Raw genomic sequence first — 17993 nt, 5'->3', positions numbered from 1 at the left:
TGTTAGCTAGCGAATCGAAATCCGCCGCACCCAGTATTAAGCGCCCACACTTATCGGCTGTTTGCTTGTTAAAGAACTTCGCGATCAACTTTGTTCACCGCGTCGCTGCGTTGTCTGCAGCAGAGAAACGAGATTATGCAGAGCTTTTTCGTCGCTGTCAACAACTCGTCGAAGAATTTTTATCATCAACTCGCCGCCAACTACTCCTGAATTTCCAGCCAATCGCCAACCACCCAATCGACCGCAAACCCGCTCCACCACTACTTCTCCACCGCCTCAACCACCCCGCCGTCGCTTTCGTTTCGGCACTGTCGTTTGCAGCGAGGGGCGAACTATAGGCGGGTTTCACGAACAGCGCAAGCCCTTTCTCTCCCCAGGGTCTTTTTGCCATGCTTTCGGGGTTACGCCGCCTTATGGGACCGGATCCACCGCAAGCCCTTCGCAGCCCGCCCCCGCGCCGCACAGGCACGCTTGTGAAAGGCACTCACTATAGACAGCGGCGGCGGCGCATCCAATAGGCGGGCGACACGTTCCAGGGAGACGCTTGCATCATGCACCTCGCCCAAAGCATCTTGGAGTTTGCGCAAATGCTTCCGATAACGCTTCGCCACGTGAGCGCCGAGCGCCGGGTAAAACGCCTCATATAGATAGCGCCACTGCTTGGCGGCGATCCGGGCGCGATGCAGTCGTGGCGCAGACGACCGCCTGGGATGGCGCCCGCGACGGATCAACTTCTTTCGGAGCGCCTCGGCCCGAGCGCGAGCAAAACGGAGATGCCGCTCCGACTCGCCTTCTATATGAAACGCGACGACCGCCCGCTCCACTTCGAGCAGCGTTTCCGACACATCTGGCGAGGCAAGTTCGACACGCAGCTCCTCCCAAGCTCGATTGCGCGCCTCTTTGGACTTGGCGAGCGCCCTGTCCAACCAAGCCCGGCCGACCTCGTCGCCATCAAGCAAGGACTGCTGAGCCGCGGGAAGCCAATCGGAAAACAGCACATCCCATTCGCGCACAGGACCCGTGGAAGCGGCGAGCGCACGCAGGCGAGGTTTCCACTCTGCGGCGAAGCGGGTTGGCAGAACCGGCGCGAACGTCACCCAAGCCGAACGTAGACGGCGCAGCGTGACGCGGAACTGGTGAAGATCTTCGTCGCTGGGGCTGGGCGCGGCCAGCTTGGCGAGGGCATCGCGCAGATCAGCGATGTGTTCGATAACGATGCCTGAGAAGACCGAAAGGATTGCCGCATGTGAGTGCTTGCTCACGATGCTCCCCGTGTGACGAGTTTGAGTGACGGAGAGGCTCGCAAGGTGCGCGCCTTGTCATTTCACTGTAGTCGACGGGGCGAAGACTCGAGGAACGTCAGATCAACTTTCAGAGCGTTTCGCTGGCGACAACCACATCGACCTCGGCGGCGCGGAAGACTTCGGCCATCGGCTCGGGCACGGGGACGTCGGTGAAGAACTTGTCGATCTGCGAGACGTGGCCCAGGCGGACGACAGCCCGTCGGCCGAACTTGGAGTGATCGGCGACGAGCCAGACCTCGCGCGACTGCTCGATGATGGCCTGGGCGACGCGCACTTCACGGTAGTCGTAGTCGAGCAGCGTGCCGTCTTCGTCGATGCTGGAGACGCCGATGATGCCGATGTCGACGCGGAACTGCTTCATGAAGTCGATCGTGGCCTCGCCGACGATGCCGCGGTCGCGGTTGCGCACGAGGCCGCCGGCGACGATGACCTCGGCATCCGGGCTGCCTGACAAGATCGACGCGACGTTCAGGTTGTTAGTGATGACGCGCAGGCCGCGTGGCCCGTTCTGGCCGACGAGTGCCTTGGAAACCTCTTCGGTCGTCGTTCCGATATTGATGATGAGCGAGCGGCCGGGCTCGACGTGGCGCGCGACGACTTCGGCGATGCGGCGCTTGGCGTCGATGTGCAGGACCTGGCGCTGGTCGTAATCGATGTTCTCGACCGACGATGGCAGGCCGACGCCGCCGTGGTAGCGCGCGAGCAAGCGCTCGTCTTCGAGCTGCCGAATGTCGCGGCGAATGGTTTGCGTCGTGACGCCGAGCACGCGAGCAAGTGCGTCGACGGAGGCATCGCCGTGCTGGCGGACGTATTCGAGGATCTGGCGGTGTCGCGGAAGCATCAAGTCACGAAATGAACACAAACGAACACATGTGAGCGGATTAGGCGATTCCCTATGTTGCTTTATTTTCGCCCTTCACTAAACTATCCGCCAACGCGTCACTATTCGCAAGAAAAGACGCGCAAATCAACAGATTCCAACCCATGCAACTCACTGACGCGTCGCATCTGGACTGTGATCTGCTGGTGGTCGGAGGCGGCATCAACGGCGTGGGAATCGCCCGGGATGCCGTGGGCCGTGGCCTGTCGGTGGTCTTGTGTGAAAAAGACGACCTGGCCCAGCACACCTCTTCGGCCTCAACCAAGCTGATCCACGGCGGGCTGCGCTACCTCGAATATTACGAATTCAGCCTGGTGCGCAAGGCGCTGCAGGAGCGCGAGGTGCTGCTGCGCATGGCGCCGCACATCATGTGGCCGCTGCGTTTCGTGATGCCGCACGATGCAGCGCAACGCCCTGCGTGGATGATCCGCGCGGGCCTCTTCCTCTATGACCACCTGGCGCGCCGGCGCTTTCTGCCGGGTTCTGAGTCGATCAAGCTGGCGCAGCACCCGGCGGGTAAGCCCCTCAAAGCGGGCTACACGCGAGGGTTCGTCTATTCCGACGGCTGGGTCGACGACGCTCGTCTGGTGGTGCTCAACGCCCGCGATGCGGCGGACCGCGGGGCGCAGATTTTCACCCGCACGCGCTGCCTGAACGCCGAGCGCCGCGCCGATGGCTGGCACGCGTCGCTGGCCGGTCCGGAGGGCATTCGCTCCGTGCGCGCCAAGGCGATCGTCAACGCGGCCGGGCCGTGGGCGGCGGAGTTCGCCCGCTCCGCGCACGCGCTGCCGAGCACGCGTGGCCTGCGCCTGATCAAGGGCAGCCACATCGTCGTGCGGCGGATGTTCAACCACCCGTTCGCTTATATCTTCCAGAACCCCGACGGGCGGATCGTGTTTGCGATTCCGTACCAGAACGACTTCACCCTGATCGGCACGACGGATCTGGAATACAAGGGTTCGGTGGACCAGGTGGCCATCGACGCTGGCGAAATCCAATATCTGTGCGAAATGGCCAGCCGCTATTTCACCCAGCAGCTGACGCCGGCCGACGTGGTGTGGAGCTACTCGGGCGTGCGGCCGCTGCTGGACGACAGCGCCGCCAACGCCTCGGCCATCACGCGCGATTACCTGGTCGAATGCGAGACCGGCCCCGACGACGCGAGCGCGCCGCTCATCAACGTGTGGGGCGGCAAGATCACGACCTATCGCAAGCTGGCCGAAGAAGCGCTGGACCAACTCGCCCCGCATCTGCCGCTGGCCGGCAAGCCTTCGTGGACGGCCACCGCATCGCTGCCGGGCGGCGATCTGGAAGCGCCGGGCCAATTGGTTGCCGAATACACCTTCGACGATTTTGTGACGCGCCTGCAAAAACGTTTGCCGTGGCTGCCGACCCAGTTGGCGACGCGCTATGCGCACCAGTACGGCACCCGCGTGAACACGCTGCTGGCCGGCGCCACGCGACTGGAAGAGTTGGGCGCCGAAGTGACGCCAGGCTTGTATGAAGCCGAAATCCGTTACCTGATCGAACATGAATGGGCCCGCACGGCGCAGGACATCCTGTGGCGGCGGACCAAGCTGGGGCTGCACGCCAGCGATGCCGACCGCAGCCGGCTGGAAGGCTGGCTGGCGCGGCATCTGCCGGAAGGCCAGACCGCTCCAGTTGCGCAACGGGCGCCCTGAAGCACGAGGGGCTGGACGCCCGAGCCAAGACATCAAGAAATCAAAGCAGTAAGACGGGAGACATCAATTGATTCTGGAACTGGACCAGGTTACGGCCATGGTCGGGGCGCAGACGCATCTGTACCCGACCAGCCTGCGGCTGGCGCCCGGCGCCATCAATGTGCTGCTCGGGCCGACGCAAGCCGGCAAGACCACGTTGATGCGCATCATGGCCGGGCTGGACCGGCCGACCACCGGCCGCGTACTGGTCGACGGCAAGGACGTGACGGGCGTGGGAGTGCGCGATCGCAATCTGGCGATGGTGTACCAGCAATTCATCAACTACCCGGCGATGACGGTGTACGACAACATCGCCTCGCCGCTGCGCCTGCAGGGCACCAACAAGGGCGAGATCGATTCGCGCGTGCGTGCCGTCGCCGGCAAGCTGCACATCGAGCATCTGTTGCAGCGTCTGCCGGCAGAACTGTCTGGCGGACAGCAGCAGCGTTGCGCGCTGGCCCGGGCACTCGTCAAGCGGGCGCCGCTGGTGCTGCTGGACGAACCCCTCGTCAACCTCGACTACAAGCTGCGCGAGGAACTGCGTGCCGAGCTGGCATCGCTCTTTGCCGATGGCGGCACGACCGTCGTGTACGCCACCACCGAGCCGCAGGAAGCGCTGCTGCTGGGCGGCCACACCGTCGTCATGCATGAAGGCCGCGTGCTGCAGGACGGCCCGACGCTCGACATGTACGAAGTGCCGGTGTCGGTCAATGCGGCGGCCATCTTCAACGACCCGCCGATGAACGTGCTGGACGCCATCGTGGTGGAAGGCAACCGCATCCGCCTGCCGCAAGGCATCGATGTTGCATGGACGCGTCCGCTGCCGATGGCGGCCGGCACGCGCTGCCGCATCGGCCTGCGTCCGAGCCACATCCGCCTGTCGCCGCGCAACGGTGGCGCGGTTGCCCTGCCGGGCACGGTGGAACTGGCCGAGCTGTCGGGGTCCGAAACGTATCTGCACGTACGGGCGCAGGCCGTCGGCCAGACGAACACCATCGGCTTGGTCGCGCAGTTGCCGGGGGTGCATCAGTTCGAACTGGGCGCGGCGCTCGACGTGTTTGTCGATCCGGCCGAACTGTTCCTGTTCGACGAAGCGGGCAAGCTGGTGAGCGCGCCCAAGCAGGGAGGCGCACATGGCACGCATTGAATTCCGCAACCTGGGGCACAGCTACCGCCCCAATCCGCAAAGCCTGTCGGACTACGCGCTGCAGCCGATGAACATGACGTGGCGCGACGGCGGTGCCTATGCACTGCTCGGTCCGTCGGGCTGCGGCAAATCCACGCTGCTGAACATCATCTCCGGGCTACTGACGCCGTCGGAGGGCCAGGTGCTCTTTGACGACCGCGACGTCACGCACGCAACCCCGCGCGAGCGCAACATCGCGCAAGTGTTCCAGTTCCCGGTCATCTACGACACGATGACCGTGTTCGACAACCTCGCCTTCCCGCTGCGCAATCGCAAGACGCCGGAAGCCGAAGTGAAGAAGCGCGTGGAGGAAGTGGCCGAGATCCTCGAGCTGCAGCACGCGCTCAAACGCCGCGCCTCTGGTCTGGCAGCGGACGCCAAGCAGAAGATCTCGCTGGGCCGCGGCCTGGTGCGCAAGGACGTGGCGGCCATCCTCTTTGACGAGCCGCTCACTGTCATCGACCCGCACCTGAAGTGGCAACTGCGTCGCCAGCTCAAGAAGATTCACCAGCAGCTCAAGCTCACGCTGATCTACGTGACGCACGACCAGGTGGAAGCGCTGACCTTTGCCGACGAGGTGGTCGTCATGACCGAAGGCAAGGTCGTGCAGCAAGGCGGGCCGGAAGCGCTGTTCGAGCGGCCGGACCACACCTTCGTCGGGTACTTCATCGGCAGTCCGGGCATGAACCTGTACCCGGTGACGGTGGATGGCGATGTGATCGCGCTGGGCGATCAACGTCTGTCGGTTGGCGGCGACACGCTGGCCACACTCAAGAACGCGAACGGCTCACTCAAGCTCGGTATCCGCCCGGAATTCGTGCAACTGGCGGCGCCCGGAGAAGTCGGGACCGTGGCTGCCAACGTGCACCAGGTGCAGCAACTCGGTACGCACCAGTTGCTGACGGCCAGCCTGGGTGAGGCCGGCGGCTTGCCCATCAAGGCCAAACTGCCGAACGAAGTGAGCGTGACCGAATCGCGCGTGTGGCTGCGCCTGGATGCGCCGCAGACGCTGTACTACAGCAATGACGAGAGGATCGGCCGATGAACAAGCCGCTCAACAACAAGGCGTGGTTCTTGATCCTGCCGGTGTTCCTGTGCGTGGCGTTCTCCGCCATCCTGCCGCTGATGACGGTGGTGAACTACTCCGTGCAGGACATCATCAGCCCCGAGCAGCACGTCTTCGTGGGTGTGGACTGGTTCCGCCAGATCCTGCGCGACGGCGATCTGCAGGACGCGCTCACGCGCCAGCTGATCTTCTCGCTGTGCGTGCTGGCGGTGGAAATTCCGCTGGGCATCGGCCTGGCGCTGTCGATGCCGTCCAAGGGCTGGAAGGCTTCGGCCGCGCTGGTGGTGCTCGCCATGCCGCTGCTGATTCCCTGGAACGTGGTGGGCACGATCTGGCAGATCTTCGGGCGCTCCGATATCGGCCTGGCCGGCTACTGGCTCAACCAGATGGGCATCGATTACAACTACACGTCGCACTCGTTCGATGCGTGGATCACCGTGTTGATCATGGACGTGTGGCACTGGACGCCCCTGGTGGCGCTGCTGGCGTATGCCGGGCTGCGTTCGATTCCGGATGCGTTCTACCAGGCCGCCGAGATTGACGGCGCCAGCCGCCTGGCCGTGTTCCGCTACATCCAGCTGCCGAAGATGCGCGGCGTGCTGATGATCGGCGTGCTGCTGCGCTTCATGGACAGCTTCATGATCTACACCGAGCCGTTCGTGCTGACCGGCGGCGGGCCGGGCAACGCCACGACCTTCCTGTCGCAGTACCTGACGCAGAAGGCGGTCGGCCAGTTCGACCTGGGCCCGGCGGCTGCCTTCTCGATCGTGTACTTCCTCATCATCCTGCTGTTCTGCTTCGTCCTCTACAACTGGATGCAGCGCATGGGCAGCGCCAGCACGGCCGTGGGAGACGACCATGCCTAAGCAGAACAACAACAACGAGCACAAGCGCAAGATTGCTCGCGCGATCACGCTGGCGGTATATGTGGCATTTGCCGTACTGCCGCTGTACTGGATGTTGAGCATGTCGCTCAAGACCAACGAGGAGACGCTCGCCGGTTTCTCGATCTGGCCGAAGCTCGTCACGTTCGACAACTACAAGATCATCTTCACCGACCCGTCGTGGTACTGGGGTTACATCAACTCCATCATCTACGTGACGATGAACACGGTGCTCTCGACCGTGGTGGCGCTGCCGGCGGCTTACGCCTTCTCGCGCTACCGCTTCCTGGGCGACAAGCACATGTTCTTCTGGCTGCTGACGAACCGCATGACGCCGCCTGCGGTGTTCCTGCTGCCGTTCTTCCAGCTGTATTCGACGGTCGGCCTGATGGACACGCACCTGGGCGTGGCGCTCGCCCACATGCTGTTCAACGTGCCGCTGGCGGTGTGGATTCTCGAAGGCTTCATGTCGGGCATCCCGCGTGAGATCGACGAGACGGCCTACATCGACGGCTACAGCTTCCCCAAGTTCTTCCTGAAGATCTTCCTGCCGCTCATCAAGGCCGGCGTGGGCGTGACGGCGTTCTTCTGCTTCATGTTCAGTTGGGTGGAGCTGCTGCTCGCGCGCACGCTCACCTCGGTCGACGCCAAACCCATCACCGCGGTGATGACGCGCACGGTGTCGGCCTCGGGCATGGATTGGGGTGTGCTGGCCGCAGCGGGTGTGCTGACGATCATTCCCGGCGCGCTGGTGATCTGGTTTGTGCGGAACTACATCGCGAAGGGTTTCGCGATGGGCCGCGTCTAAAACAAGAACGGGAGACACAGCCATGTTCAGCTGGATGGCCTGGACGCCCGAAGTGGCGATCTTCTTCGGCTGCATCGCCTTGATGCTGGCCAGCATGACGGTCTGGGAGGTGGTTCGGCCCACGGTGGAGCGCAAGGGCTTCCTGCCCATTGCCACCACGCGCGGCGACCGCCTCTTCATCGGCTTGCTGACCGCGGCCTATATCAACCTGGCGTGGGTTGGGCTCACGTCGGAAGAGACGAGCGCCTGGGGCGGCTTCATCGCCTCGATGGTGGTGCTCGTGATCGTGATGTGGCGCGGCTGACGCGCCATCGGTGCACTTGAATTTGCAGGTCCGGAGGCATCAGCACGGGTTGATGCCTCCACGCCCAAATTGACGTACGGGCACAGGCATTCCACCACGCTCCCCGCGTCGGAATGCCGGATGTTTTCGCTGCGGGGAGAACAACAAGCTAACCAAGCACGAGGAGATACCGATGAAAACATCCTGGCGCATGACGCTTCAGATCAGTGCCATCGCACTGGCGAGCGCCCTGGCAGTCGGCGCGGCCCATGCCGGCGAAGCCGAAGCCAAGAAGTGGATCAGCAGCGAATTCCAGCCCAGCACGCTGTCGCAAGACAAGCAGATGGCGGAAATGAAGTGGTTCATCGACGCCGCGGCCAAGCTCAAGGCCAAGGGCGTGACCGAGATCCACGTCGTGTCGGAAACGCTCGACACGCACGCCTATGAATCGAAGACGCTGGCCAAGGCCTTCGAAGAGATCACCGGCATCAAGGTCAAGCACGACATCATGCAGGAAGGCGATGTCGTCGAAAAACTGCAAACCTCGATGCAATCCGGCAAGAGCATCTATGACGGCTGGATCTCCGACTCCGACCTGATCGGCACGCACTATCGTTACGGCGTGATCATGCCGCTGTCCGACTACATGTCGGGCGAAGGCAAGGAGTTCACCAACCCCGGCCTGGACCTGAAGGATTTCATCGGCACCAGCTTCACCACTGCGTCCGACGGCAAGCTGTATCAGCTGCCCGACCAGCAGTTCGCCAACCTGTACTGGTTCCGCGCCGACTGGTTCGCCCGCAAGGACCTGCAAGACAGGTTCAAGGCCAAGTACGGCTACGACCTGGGCGTGCCCGTCAACTGGACAGCCTATGAAGACATCGCCAACTTCTTCACCAACGACGTGAAGGAGCTGGACGGCAAGCGCGTCTACGGCCACATGGACTACGGCAAGAAGGATCCGTCGCTGGGCTGGCGCTTCACCGACGCCTGGCTGTCGATGGCAGGTTCTGCCGACAAGGGCATCCCGAACGGTCTGCCGGTCGACGAATGGGGCATCCGTGTCGACGAGAAGGACAAGTGCACCCCGGTGGGCGCATCGGTCTCGCGCGGTGGTGCCACCAACAGCCCGGCTGCGGTGTACGCCCTCACCAAGTACATCGACTGGATGAAGAAGTACGCGCCGCCCGAAGCCACCGGCATGACCTTCAACGAAGCTGGCCCGGTGCCCGCGCAAGGCCACATCGCCCAGCAGGTGTTCTGGTACAGCGCCTTCACCGCGCCGATGACCAAGCCGGGCCCGGTCGTCAACGCCGACGGCTCGCCGAAGTGGCGCATGGCCCCGTCGCCGCACGGCCCGTACTGGAAGGACGGCATGCAGAACGGCTACCAAGACGTCGGCTCGTGGACGTTCTTCAAGTCCACCCCGTTCGAGCGCCGCTCGGCCGCGTGGCTGTACGCGCAGTTCGTCACGTCGAAGACCGTGTCGCTCAAGAAGTCGATCACCGGCCTCACGTTCATTCGTGACTCCGACATCCACAGCGACTACTTCACCAAGAACGCAGCCAAGTACGGCGGCCTGATCGAGTTCTACCGCAGCCCCGCCCGCGTGGCCTGGACGCCGACCGGCAACAACGTGCCCGACTATCCGAAGCTGGCACAGCTCTGGTGGAAGAACGTCGCCACGGCCGTCACGGGCGAAAAGACCCCGCAGGGCGCGATGGACAACCTGGCCAAGGAAATGGACCAGGTGATGGGTCGCCTGCAGCGCGCCGGCATGAAGAACTGCGCGCCGAAGCTGAACCCGGAAAGCGATCCGTCGAAGTGGCTGTCGACCGAACACGCCCCGTGGAAGAAGCTCGACAACGAGCGTCCGAAGGGTGAGACGGTGGCCTACGACAAGCTGCTCGCCGCATGGAAGGCTGGCAAGGTGCGCTGATCACGCGCAGCCCGCGGGGCGCCGGTCTTTGACGACGGCCACCTGCGGGCTACCATGCTTGCTTCCGTTTCATTCACTGTCGGGCAGGCCACACCCTGACCGTGCCCGACAGTCATCAGACTCTGCCTTATGGAATACCTCCTCGCGCTCGACCAGGGCACGTCCAGCTCACGCGCCATCGTCTTCAACCGCGCCGGCCAGATCGTCGCCAGCGCCCAGCAGGAGTTTCCCCAGCATTTTCCGCAGCCCGGTTGGGTCGAGCACGATCCGTTCGACATCTGGAACAGCCAGCTCGCCACCTGCCGCGCCGCACTCGAACAAGCCAAGCTCTCCGCCGCCGACATGGCCGCGCTGGGCATCACCAACCAGCGCGAAACCACGATGGTGTGGGAACGCGCCACGGGCAAACCGATCTTCAACGCCATCGTCTGGCAAGACCGCCGCACGGAAGCCATCTGCGAGCGCCTGCGCGCCGAGGGCCTGGAAGACGAAGTGCGCAAACGCACCGGCCTCATCATCGACCCGTACTTTTCCGCCACCAAGCTGCGCTGGATTCTCGACCACGTGGATGGCGCCCGCGAGCGCGCCGCACGTGGCGAACTCGCCTTCGGCACCATCGACAGCTGGCTCGTGTGGCAACTCACGCGCGGCCGCCTGCATGTGACCGACGTATCGAATGCCTCCCGCACGATGCTGTGGAACATCCACACCGGCGAGTGGGACGCTGACCTGATGCGCGCGCTCGACATCCACCCGAGCCTCTTGCCAGAGGTGCATCCGTCTGCGTATCAATTTGGGCAGACTGATGCCGACTGGCTCGGCGCTTCGCTCACCATCGGCGGCATTGCAGGCGACCAGCAATCGGCCCTGTTCGGCCAGGCGTGCTTCAAGCCCGGTATGGCCAAAAACACCTACGGCACCGGCTGCTTCATGCTGCTCAACACGGGTGACAAGGCTGTCCAGTCGCACAACGGCCTGATCAGCACCGCGGCTTGTCAGAGCGGCCTCAAGCGCAGCTACGCACTCGAAGGCAGCGTGTTCGTTGGCGGCGCGGTCGTGCAGTGGCTGCGCGACGGCCTGCGAGCCATCCAGCGCTCTGCTGACGTCGAAGGCTTGGCTGCCTCGGTGCCCGATTCCGGCGGGGTGGTCTTCGTGCCATCGTTCACGGGCCTCGGTGCGCCGTACTGGGACCCAACCGCGCAAGGCGCCATCGTCGGCCTGTCACGCGGCACGACCATCGGGCACATCGCTCGCGCGGCGCTGGAGTCCATCGCGTTCCAGAGCACCGCGCTGCTGCAGGCCATGACGCGCGATGCCGTCTCCACCATCTCGGAACTGCGCGTCGACGGCGGTGCCTCGGCCAACAACCTGCTGCTGCAATTCCAGGCCGATTTGCTCGGCATTCCGGTGGTGCGCCCGGAGATCATCGAAACCACGGCGCTGGGCGCGGCCTATCTGGCCGGCATCGCCACCGGCTTCTACCAGGGGGAAGACGAAGTCGCCCAGCAGTGGCGCGCCTCCCGCACGTTCCACCCCGTCATCAGCCGCGACGAGGCTGCGCACCGCATCGCCCAGTGGGAAATGGCCGTGGCGCAGGTACGTCTACCGACAACGCGCGGGCACTGAAGGCAAAACCAGCGGCAGAAGAAAGGCGACCCTCGGATCGCCTTTTTTTTTCATGCTTCGGCCGGCGGCTTACTTGCCTTCGCTGCTCGGCGTCTGGGCAGGGCCGCCTTGTTCGCTCATGGCTTCCTTGCGCTTGGCGCGGGCTTCCTTCTTCTCGGCCTTGCGGTTGGCCTTGGCGGCCTTCTTCTCGTCCTTGTAGGCGGCCTTGGCGTCGGACTTGCGAGCCTTGTATTCGTCGCTGGCAGCCTTGTCGTCAATACGCTTCTGCACCAGCGGGTCAGACGACGAGGTGGACGGCGCACCCTGCGGGGCGGCCTGCACGGTGCCGGTGGTCTGCGGTGAAGTCTGCGGTGCCGGCGTCATCTGTGCGAAAGCAGCCGACGCAGCAAACGTGGCGGCCACGGCGAGGGCGGTTTTCAGGCGCAGTTCAATCATGGTTGAGCTCCTTCTTTTACAAAATCACGGAATGGACTGACCACATAAGCGGCGCACGAAGCACCTGAAGTGATCTCGGCGCACATCAACGGCGCACGCCGGACGTTGCAAATCACAACACCTATTGCGTCGCAAGAAGCGCTCCCAGGCCATCGACTACACTGCGCGCTATCTCATCCCTCCTATGCGCCGTGTCCAATCACGCACCCGATTTCGTCCTGCTTGATCCGCCCGCCGATGCGCTGTCCCTGAATGCGGATGACGCTGCCCACCATGTCGCGCGCGTGCAGCGCTGGCTGGAAGACGCCGTGATCGGCCTGAACCTGTGCCCCTTCGCCAAGGCCGTGCATGTCAAACAGCAGGTTCGATACGCCGTCAGCCGCGCCACGATGGACGGCGACGTGCTCGACCACCTGCGCGCCGAAGCCGACCTGCTGCACGCCACCCCCGCCGTACAGATCGACACCACGCTGCTGATCGTCCCCGCCCTGGCCGACTTCCTCGACTTCCACTCGCTCACGGAGCGCGCCGAATCCGTGCTCTCCAAAGCCGGCTACGAAGGCGAACTGCAACTGGCCAGCTTCCACCCCGATTTCGTCTTCGCCGACGCGGAGCCCGACGACATCGCCAACGCCACCAACCGCGCACCCGCCCCCATCCTGCATCTGCTGCGCGAAGACAGCATCGCCCGCGCCGCAGCCGCCGTACCCGACGCAGCGGACATCTACGAGCGCAATATCGCGACGATGGAAAAGCTGGGCCCGGAAGGCTGGGCAGAAATGGCAAAGAAGTTCAGCAAGACACCACCCCGCGACTAACCAAAAGCAGCGACGATTTGGCCGTCCCCTGCCCTAGATGGCGCCTTGAATTTTCGTAAGCGGGAGGAAAAAGAAGGGGAACTGTCTGAGCACAGCGAGTTTTCCCCTTCTCCGCCCGGTTACGAAAATTCAAGGAATGGGTCGCCATCTTGGGCGCGCCTTTCTTTGCTTACTTTCTTTGGCAAGACAAAGAAAGTGAGTCAGCCCCGGAAGGGGATGAAACAAGGGATGCACCACCCGCATCAATCAAGCGAGCAAGCAAGCCAAAGAGTCAAACTCCACGATCCACCGGCGGCGTCCACTGATACGCCCAAGTCTCAGACAGCAACCGCTCCCCCGACTGCAACGTCAGCAACAACTCAATCGGTGCATTGCTCGCATCCGGCACCACATCAAACATCGCCCGGACACCGTCAATGCTCGCCAGCGGCCGCGCCGATGCAATCTCTACCCGCCCACGCGAGGCTCGGATGACCGGCTCCACGGTGGAGCCCGCGGTGCTGCGCCCCAGCCGCGACAGCTCGCCGCCCGCAAAATCCACCACGAACCGCCAGGAGAAGTATTTGCGCGCCTGCCCCACCACGCCGCCAATGCCCGTGCGCGTGGCCACCACCCGCGCCAGCGGTGAGGCCGCTGCAGGCTGCGCGCCCCACGTCAGCCGATAGCCGAACGCCAGCTCCTGCCCCGCATGCGGCGCCACGGCCGGCCTCCAGAACGCGACGATGTTGTCGAAGGTTTCATCGTTGGCCGACAGTTCCACCAATTCGACCGCGCCCTCACCCCAGTCGTGCGTGGGCTCCACCCACACACTTGGGCGCTTCTCGTAGAACACGCCGTCATCCTGGTAATGATCGGGATTGCGGTCACGCTGCAGCAGGCCGAAGCCGCGCGGGCTGTCGTCGGCAAAGCGCTGGCTGCGCAGCATCGGCGGATTGGCCAGCGGCCGCCAGACCCACTCCCCCGAACCGCGCCAGATGGCCAGGCCATCGGAATCATGAATTTCGGGGCGCCAATCTGATGCCCGCCATCGGCGCGCGGCGCTGTGGCGATCACCGGCGCGGTCGGTGCGGTCGTTTTCGCCGTAGAGGAACATGCTGGTCAGTGGCGCGATGCCAAGGCGCTCGATCGGCTTGCGCACGTAAAGCGTGGCGGCCACGTCCATCACCAGCGTGTCGCCGGGGCGGATGTCGAAGCGGTAAATGCCGGCCACGCTGGGGGAATCGAGCAACGCGTAGACGCGCAACGTATCGGCGTCGGCGGCCGGGCGCACCAGCCAGAATTCGGTGAAGTCCGGAAACTCTTCTGCGCGGGCCAGGCCGGTATCGATCGCCAGCCCCCGCGCTGACATGCCGTACTGCCACTGCCCCCCGACGGCGCGGAAGTAGCTTGCCCCCAGGAAGGCGGCCACATCGCGCGTCGGGTCCGCCTTGGTGGTCAACCGAAAACCGGCAAAGCCGAGATCGGCCGGCAACGCCTGGTGATCCAGCCCGCTCTTGCCGTAATCGAACATGGCGGGGTCGTAGGCAATTAAGCGAGCTTGGCCGTCGACCACCTCGTGCATCTGTACGGCCGACTTGAAGAACAGTCCCAAATGGAAGAACTTGGCCTCGAACGGCAAGTGCCGTCCGGTCCACAGGGCGTGATCAGGGCGATAGCCGATGGACTGGTAGCCGTCCCAGTCCAGTGCGGCCAGCGGCTTGGGCAACTGCGTGCTTCGGGGCCGGTACGGCCTTGCAGCCAAGGCTCGGGCACGCGCCAGCAGGCGCGCTTCGTCAAACGGTTCGGCGGCGCCAGCGGCGGAGCCGGGCGCGGCACTGCGGGACAAACCAGGAGCCAGGGCAAGCAGCCCGGCGGCCAACTGCTTGAGCAGGTCGCGACGGTGCATGGATCGGGGCAGGACCAGGGGTGAGCCAGGGGTGATTCATCTTCGCACAACCCACGCCCGGGCAGCATCCGGTAAAAACCTTTCATTGGACCCACAACCCTGCGCCATGACCGGGATTGCGCCAGTTGTGCGTGGCGCGGGGCAGGCAGTTGGAGCACAATCCCGGGTCTGTTCACATGTACAACGCAAGTACGTCGCCTATGGTGAACAGAACAGATTCGAGCAATCGGCCTGGCTAAAACAGGTCAATGCCCGCCACGATCATCACGGCGCACATGCTTTCACAATCCTCCACGCCCCCGCTGCCCGATACGGCCACCGAACTGTCCGCTGACATTGCGGCTGCCCTGGAATCATTCGGCCGCTATTACGACGACGTTCTGCTGCCCATGTGGCTCGGCCCGGGCTGGAACGCGCAGGCCGGTCTCTGCTATGAAGCGCTCGTCGTCGACAACGGCGCGCTGGTGCCAGCATCAACCGCGCGGTACCGGGCGATGGCATGTGCGCGGCAGTTGTACACGTTCGCGCGCGCCACACAGCTCTCCGAGCGACACCGCGATCTCTGCGCCGAACGTGCCGCCGCGCTGTGCCATGCACTGGACACCCGCTTTCGCGACACGATTCACGGCGGCTGGCTGTTTGCGATCGACAGCGCGTTGGCCCCGCATGACACCACCAAGGATCTGTACACGCACGCCTTCGTGCTGTTTGCCGCCGCGCACTGGCTTGCTGTGAGCGAAGACCCGCGTGCCGCCGCGCTGATGCACGACGCGCACGACGTGATCGCGCGCAGCTTCGCGCGGGCCGGGGCCAAACCGCTGCCGGTCGCGGCCATGGACGCCACGTTCAGCACCACGCTGACCGGTGTCGCGCAGAACCCCGTGATGCATCTGACCGAGGCCTACCTGGCCGCCGCCGCGCTGGACGAACCGCCCGCCTGGCCCGAGGCCGGCGTGCACACGCTGGCTGAAGGCATCCTCGCGCGCTTCATCGACACGCGCACGGGCAGCATCGCCGAGTTGCCGGTTGACGAAGCCAGCACCGACAACCGCATCGAACCTGGCCACCAGTTCGAATGGTTTTATCTCGTGCGCGCACACGCCGACGTCTTTACGCGCTCCGAAGCCGGCCGCCATCTGGCCGAGAGCCTCGCCCGCGCGGTGGACGCGGCCTGCGCCGACGGCGTGGATGCCGACACCCAGGGCGTGTGCCTGTCACTCAATCTGGACGGCACGATGCGCGACGCCAGCCAGCGCATCTGGGCACAGACCGAATACGGCCGCGCCCTCGCGCTGTGCACGGAAACGCAAGGTGCCATGCTCGCGCGCCTGCTGCCGGCGTGGTCGGCGCGCTTCCTGCACGCACAAGGCTGGAACGAGGTGATCGACCCCGCCGGCCAGCGCCTGCGCGCCGACATGCCGTCGAGCACCCCGTACCACATCACCACCTTTTACGAGGCGGCCTGCAGTTCGCTGTCCGGCTCGCCCGCACGTTGTACCCAAGCTGTTGAGTGAGACCCATCCATGCATACCTCCAACCCCAACGAATCCAAAGCCCGCACCGTCTTCCGGGTGGTTAGCGGCAACTTCCTGGAGATGTACGACTTCATGGTCTACGGCTATTACGCCAAGGCCATTGCCGACACCTTCTTCCCCGCCGGCAACGAGTTCCTCTCGCTGATGCTGTCGCTGGTGACCTTCGGTGCCGGCTTCCTGATGCGGCCCCTGGGCGCGATCTTCCTGGGCGCGTACATCGACCGTCACGGCCGTCGCACGGGCCTGATTGTCACGCTGGCGCTCATGGCCTGCGGCACGCTGCTGATCGCGCTGGTGCCGGGCTACGCCACCATCGGGCTGGCGGCGCCGCTGCTGGTGCTGATCGGCCGGTTGCTGCAAGGCTTCTCGGCGGGCGTGGAGCTGGGCGGCGTGTCGGTTTACCTGGCCGAAATCGCCACCCCGGGCAAGAAGGGCTTCTTCGTGAGCTGGCAATCGGCCAGCCAGCAGGTGGCGGTCATGTTTGCCGCGCTGCTGGGTGTGCTGATGTCGTACCTGCTGCCGCCGTCTGAGATGAGCGCATGGGGCTGGCGCGTGCCATTCCTGATCGGCTGCCTGATCGTGCCGTTCCTGTTCATCATCCGCCGCTCGCTGCAAGAGACGGAAGAGTTCCAGAAGCGCAAGCACCGTCCGGACCTGGCCGCCGTGTTCCGCTCGATGGGCCAGAACTGGCGTCTGGTGGGCGCGGGCACGCTGATGGTCGTGATGACCACGGTGTCGTTCTACCTGATCACCGCCTACACGCCGACCTTCGGCAAGAGCGTGCTGCATCTGTCGGACATGGACAGCCTGATCGTCACGTTGTGCGTGGGCGCCTCGAACTTCTTCTGGTTGCCCGTGATGGGCGCCGTGTCTGACCGTGTCGGCCGCCGCCCGCTGTTGATTCTCTTTACCGTGCTGATGCTGGTGACGGCCTACCCGGCCATGCAGTGGCTGGTTGCCGCACCGTCGTTCGCCCGCATGCTGACCGTGCTGCTGTGGCTGTCGTTCCTGTATGGCAGCTACAACGGCGCGATGGTCGTCACGCTCACCGAGATCATGCCGCCGGAAGTCCGCACCACCGGGTTCTCGCTGGCGTACAGCCTGGCCACGGCCATCTTCGGCGGCTTCACTCCCGCGATTGCCACGTGGCTGATCCACGAGACGGGCAACAAGGCGATGCCGGGCGTGTGGGTGTCATTTGCCGCGTTGTGCGGGTTGATTGCCACGCTGGCCATCGTCAAGCCGGCGGGTAGGCATGAGCATGGGGCGGGCACGGCGCCTGTGGCCTGACCTGCATTTGGGATGAAGGAACGCCTCTCGGAGGGGATCTCTGAGGGGCGTTTTGCTTTTGTGCTTTTGTTTTTTGCTGGGATTTTTTGTTGGTGGTGGATCCCTTGTTTCATCCCCTGCCGGGGCTGACTCACTTTCTTTGTCTTGCCAAAGAAAGTAAGCAAAGAAAAGCGCGCCCGAGATGGCGAAAGATTCCTTGAATTTATGTCGCAGGGAGGGAGGGGAGGCAAACTCGCTGCGCTCAGACAGCCTCCCCTCTTTTTCCTCCTTGCAACAGAAATTCAAGGCGCCGCATAGGGCAGGGCAAGTCAAAGGACAACAGCCAAACCTCCG

16 protein-coding genes are annotated in these 17993 nt (G+C 64.1%); 12 read left to right on the top strand and 4 right to left on the bottom strand.

Annotated elements, in window-relative coordinates; translation table 11 throughout:
• The coding region (locus BM136_RS25535; RefSeq protein WP_217649376.1) for a hypothetical protein at positions 1 to 338 on the top strand (338 nt) is incomplete at its 5' end.
• Positions 339 to 401: 63 nt separating this feature from the next.
• Here the strand turns inward: BM136_RS25535 and BM136_RS24805 are convergent.
• Positions 402 to 1262: a CHAD domain-containing protein gene (locus BM136_RS24805; protein ID WP_092977111.1), complete on the bottom strand. Its 861-nt coding sequence runs from the start codon at positions 1260 to 1262 to the stop codon at positions 402 to 404.
• Positions 1263 to 1371: 109 nt separating this feature from the next.
• Positions 1372 to 2145, bottom strand: a complete 774-nt coding sequence (locus tag BM136_RS24800) for a DeoR/GlpR family DNA-binding transcription regulator (protein ID WP_092977108.1) — start codon at positions 2143 to 2145, stop codon at positions 1372 to 1374.
• Between the two features lie 143 nt (positions 2146 to 2288).
• On the opposite strand from BM136_RS24800, the gene glpD reads away from it, so the two are divergent.
• From glpD to glpK, 8 genes are all read left to right on the top strand, one after another.
• On the top strand, positions 2289 to 3866 hold the full coding sequence (glpD, locus tag BM136_RS24795) for a glycerol-3-phosphate dehydrogenase (protein WP_092977105.1): 1578 nt from the start codon (positions 2289 to 2291) through the stop codon (positions 3864 to 3866).
• Between the two features lie 67 nt (positions 3867 to 3933).
• Positions 3934 to 5052 carry an ABC transporter ATP-binding protein gene (locus BM136_RS24790; protein WP_092977103.1) on the top strand — a complete coding sequence of 373 codons (1119 nt, stop codon included), beginning with the start codon at positions 3934 to 3936 and terminating at the stop codon, positions 5050 to 5052.
• Positions 5039 to 6136 (top strand): ABC transporter ATP-binding protein, encoded by a 1098-nt coding sequence (locus tag BM136_RS24785; protein ID WP_092977100.1) that lies wholly within the window; start codon positions 5039 to 5041, stop codon positions 6134 to 6136. The genes BM136_RS24790 and BM136_RS24785 overlap by 14 nt, the downstream gene beginning before the upstream one ends.
• Positions 6133 to 7023 (top strand): carbohydrate ABC transporter permease, encoded by an 891-nt coding sequence (locus BM136_RS24780; RefSeq protein WP_004637132.1) that lies wholly within the window; start codon positions 6133 to 6135, stop codon positions 7021 to 7023. The genes BM136_RS24785 and BM136_RS24780 overlap by 4 nt, the downstream gene beginning before the upstream one ends.
• Positions 7016 to 7849, top strand: coding sequence for a carbohydrate ABC transporter permease (locus BM136_RS24775; RefSeq protein WP_027680527.1), 834 nt, complete (start codon positions 7016 to 7018; stop codon positions 7847 to 7849). The genes BM136_RS24780 and BM136_RS24775 overlap by 8 nt, the downstream gene beginning before the upstream one ends.
• 22 nt (positions 7850 to 7871) lie before the next feature.
• Positions 7872 to 8153, top strand: coding sequence for a DUF2160 domain-containing protein (locus tag BM136_RS24770; RefSeq protein ID WP_027680526.1), 282 nt, complete (start codon positions 7872 to 7874; stop codon positions 8151 to 8153).
• Positions 8154 to 8325: 172 nt separating this feature from the next.
• Positions 8326 to 10071, top strand: coding sequence for an ABC transporter substrate-binding protein (locus tag BM136_RS24765; RefSeq protein ID WP_092977097.1), 1746 nt, complete (start codon positions 8326 to 8328; stop codon positions 10069 to 10071).
• Between the two features lie 129 nt (positions 10072 to 10200).
• Positions 10201 to 11697: a glycerol kinase GlpK gene (gene glpK, locus BM136_RS24760; RefSeq protein WP_092977094.1), complete on the top strand. Its 1497-nt coding sequence runs from the start codon at positions 10201 to 10203 to the stop codon at positions 11695 to 11697.
• 69 nt (positions 11698 to 11766) lie between these two features.
• Here the strand turns inward: glpK and BM136_RS24755 are convergent, their stop codons facing one another.
• Positions 11767 to 12132, bottom strand: a complete 366-nt coding sequence (locus tag BM136_RS24755) for a hypothetical protein (RefSeq protein WP_092977091.1) — start codon at positions 12130 to 12132, stop codon at positions 11767 to 11769.
• A gap of 191 nt (positions 12133 to 12323) precedes the next feature.
• Here BM136_RS24755 and BM136_RS24750 point away from each other — a divergent pair, with 191 nt between their 5' ends.
• Positions 12324 to 12950, top strand: coding sequence for a DUF1415 domain-containing protein (locus BM136_RS24750; protein ID WP_092977088.1), 627 nt, complete (start codon positions 12324 to 12326; stop codon positions 12948 to 12950).
• 271 nt (positions 12951 to 13221) lie between these two features.
• Here BM136_RS24750 and BM136_RS24745 read toward each other — a convergent pair whose 3' ends face one another.
• A complete protein-coding gene (locus BM136_RS24745; protein ID WP_092977085.1) occupies positions 13222 to 14835 on the bottom strand; it encodes an OpgD/OpgG family glucan biosynthesis protein in 1614 nt (537 codons plus the stop codon).
• Positions 14836 to 15110: 275 nt separating this feature from the next.
• On the opposite strand from BM136_RS24745, the gene BM136_RS24740 reads away from it, so the two are divergent.
• Positions 15111 to 16349 carry an AGE family epimerase/isomerase gene (locus BM136_RS24740; RefSeq protein WP_092977114.1) on the top strand — a complete coding sequence of 413 codons (1239 nt, stop codon included), beginning with the start codon at positions 15111 to 15113 and terminating at the stop codon, positions 16347 to 16349.
• 9 nt (positions 16350 to 16358) lie between these two features.
• The gene (locus BM136_RS24735) at positions 16359 to 17660 is read left to right on the top strand and encodes an MFS transporter (RefSeq protein ID WP_092977082.1); all 1302 of its coding nucleotides are present in this window, start codon (positions 16359 to 16361) and stop codon (positions 17658 to 17660) included.
• The last annotated feature ends 333 nt before the right edge of the window (positions 17661 to 17993 follow it).

The sequence above is a fragment of the Ralstonia sp. NFACC01 genome (assembly GCF_900115545.1).
Classification (GTDB): Bacteria; Pseudomonadota; Gammaproteobacteria; order Burkholderiales; family Burkholderiaceae; genus Ralstonia; species Ralstonia mojiangensis.
Note: the sequence above shows the minus strand (reverse complement) of the source record. Positions and strands in the feature narration are given on the sequence as shown.

Bases quoted from the DNA above. Each gene is read 5' to 3' on its own strand.
- BM136_RS24800 (WP_092977108.1), bottom strand. From the start codon at position 2,145: ATGCTTCCGCGACACCGCCAGATCCTCGAATACGTCCGCCAGCACGGC.
- glpD (WP_092977105.1), top strand. From the start codon at position 2,289: ATGCAACTCACTGACGCGTCGCATCTGGACTGTGATCTGCTGGTGGTC.
- BM136_RS24785 (WP_092977100.1), top strand. From the start codon at position 5,039: ATGGCACGCATTGAATTCCGCAACCTGGGGCACAGCTACCGCCCCAAT.
- BM136_RS24780 (WP_004637132.1), top strand. From the start codon at position 6,133: ATGAACAAGCCGCTCAACAACAAGGCGTGGTTCTTGATCCTGCCGGTG.
- BM136_RS24775 (WP_027680527.1), top strand. From the start codon at position 7,016: ATGCCTAAGCAGAACAACAACAACGAGCACAAGCGCAAGATTGCTCGC.
- BM136_RS24770 (WP_027680526.1), top strand. From the start codon at position 7,872: ATGTTCAGCTGGATGGCCTGGACGCCCGAAGTGGCGATCTTCTTCGGC.
- BM136_RS24765 (WP_092977097.1), top strand. From the start codon at position 8,326: ATGAAAACATCCTGGCGCATGACGCTTCAGATCAGTGCCATCGCACTG.
- glpK (WP_092977094.1), top strand. From the start codon at position 10,201: ATGGAATACCTCCTCGCGCTCGACCAGGGCACGTCCAGCTCACGCGCC.
- BM136_RS24755 (WP_092977091.1), bottom strand. From the start codon at position 12,132: ATGATTGAACTGCGCCTGAAAACCGCCCTCGCCGTGGCCGCCACGTTT.
- BM136_RS24745 (WP_092977085.1), bottom strand. From the start codon at position 14,835: ATGCACCGTCGCGACCTGCTCAAGCAGTTGGCCGCCGGGCTGCTTGCC.
- BM136_RS24740 (WP_092977114.1), top strand. From the start codon at position 15,111: ATGCTTTCACAATCCTCCACGCCCCCGCTGCCCGATACGGCCACCGAA.
- BM136_RS24735 (WP_092977082.1), top strand. From the start codon at position 16,359: ATGCATACCTCCAACCCCAACGAATCCAAAGCCCGCACCGTCTTCCGG.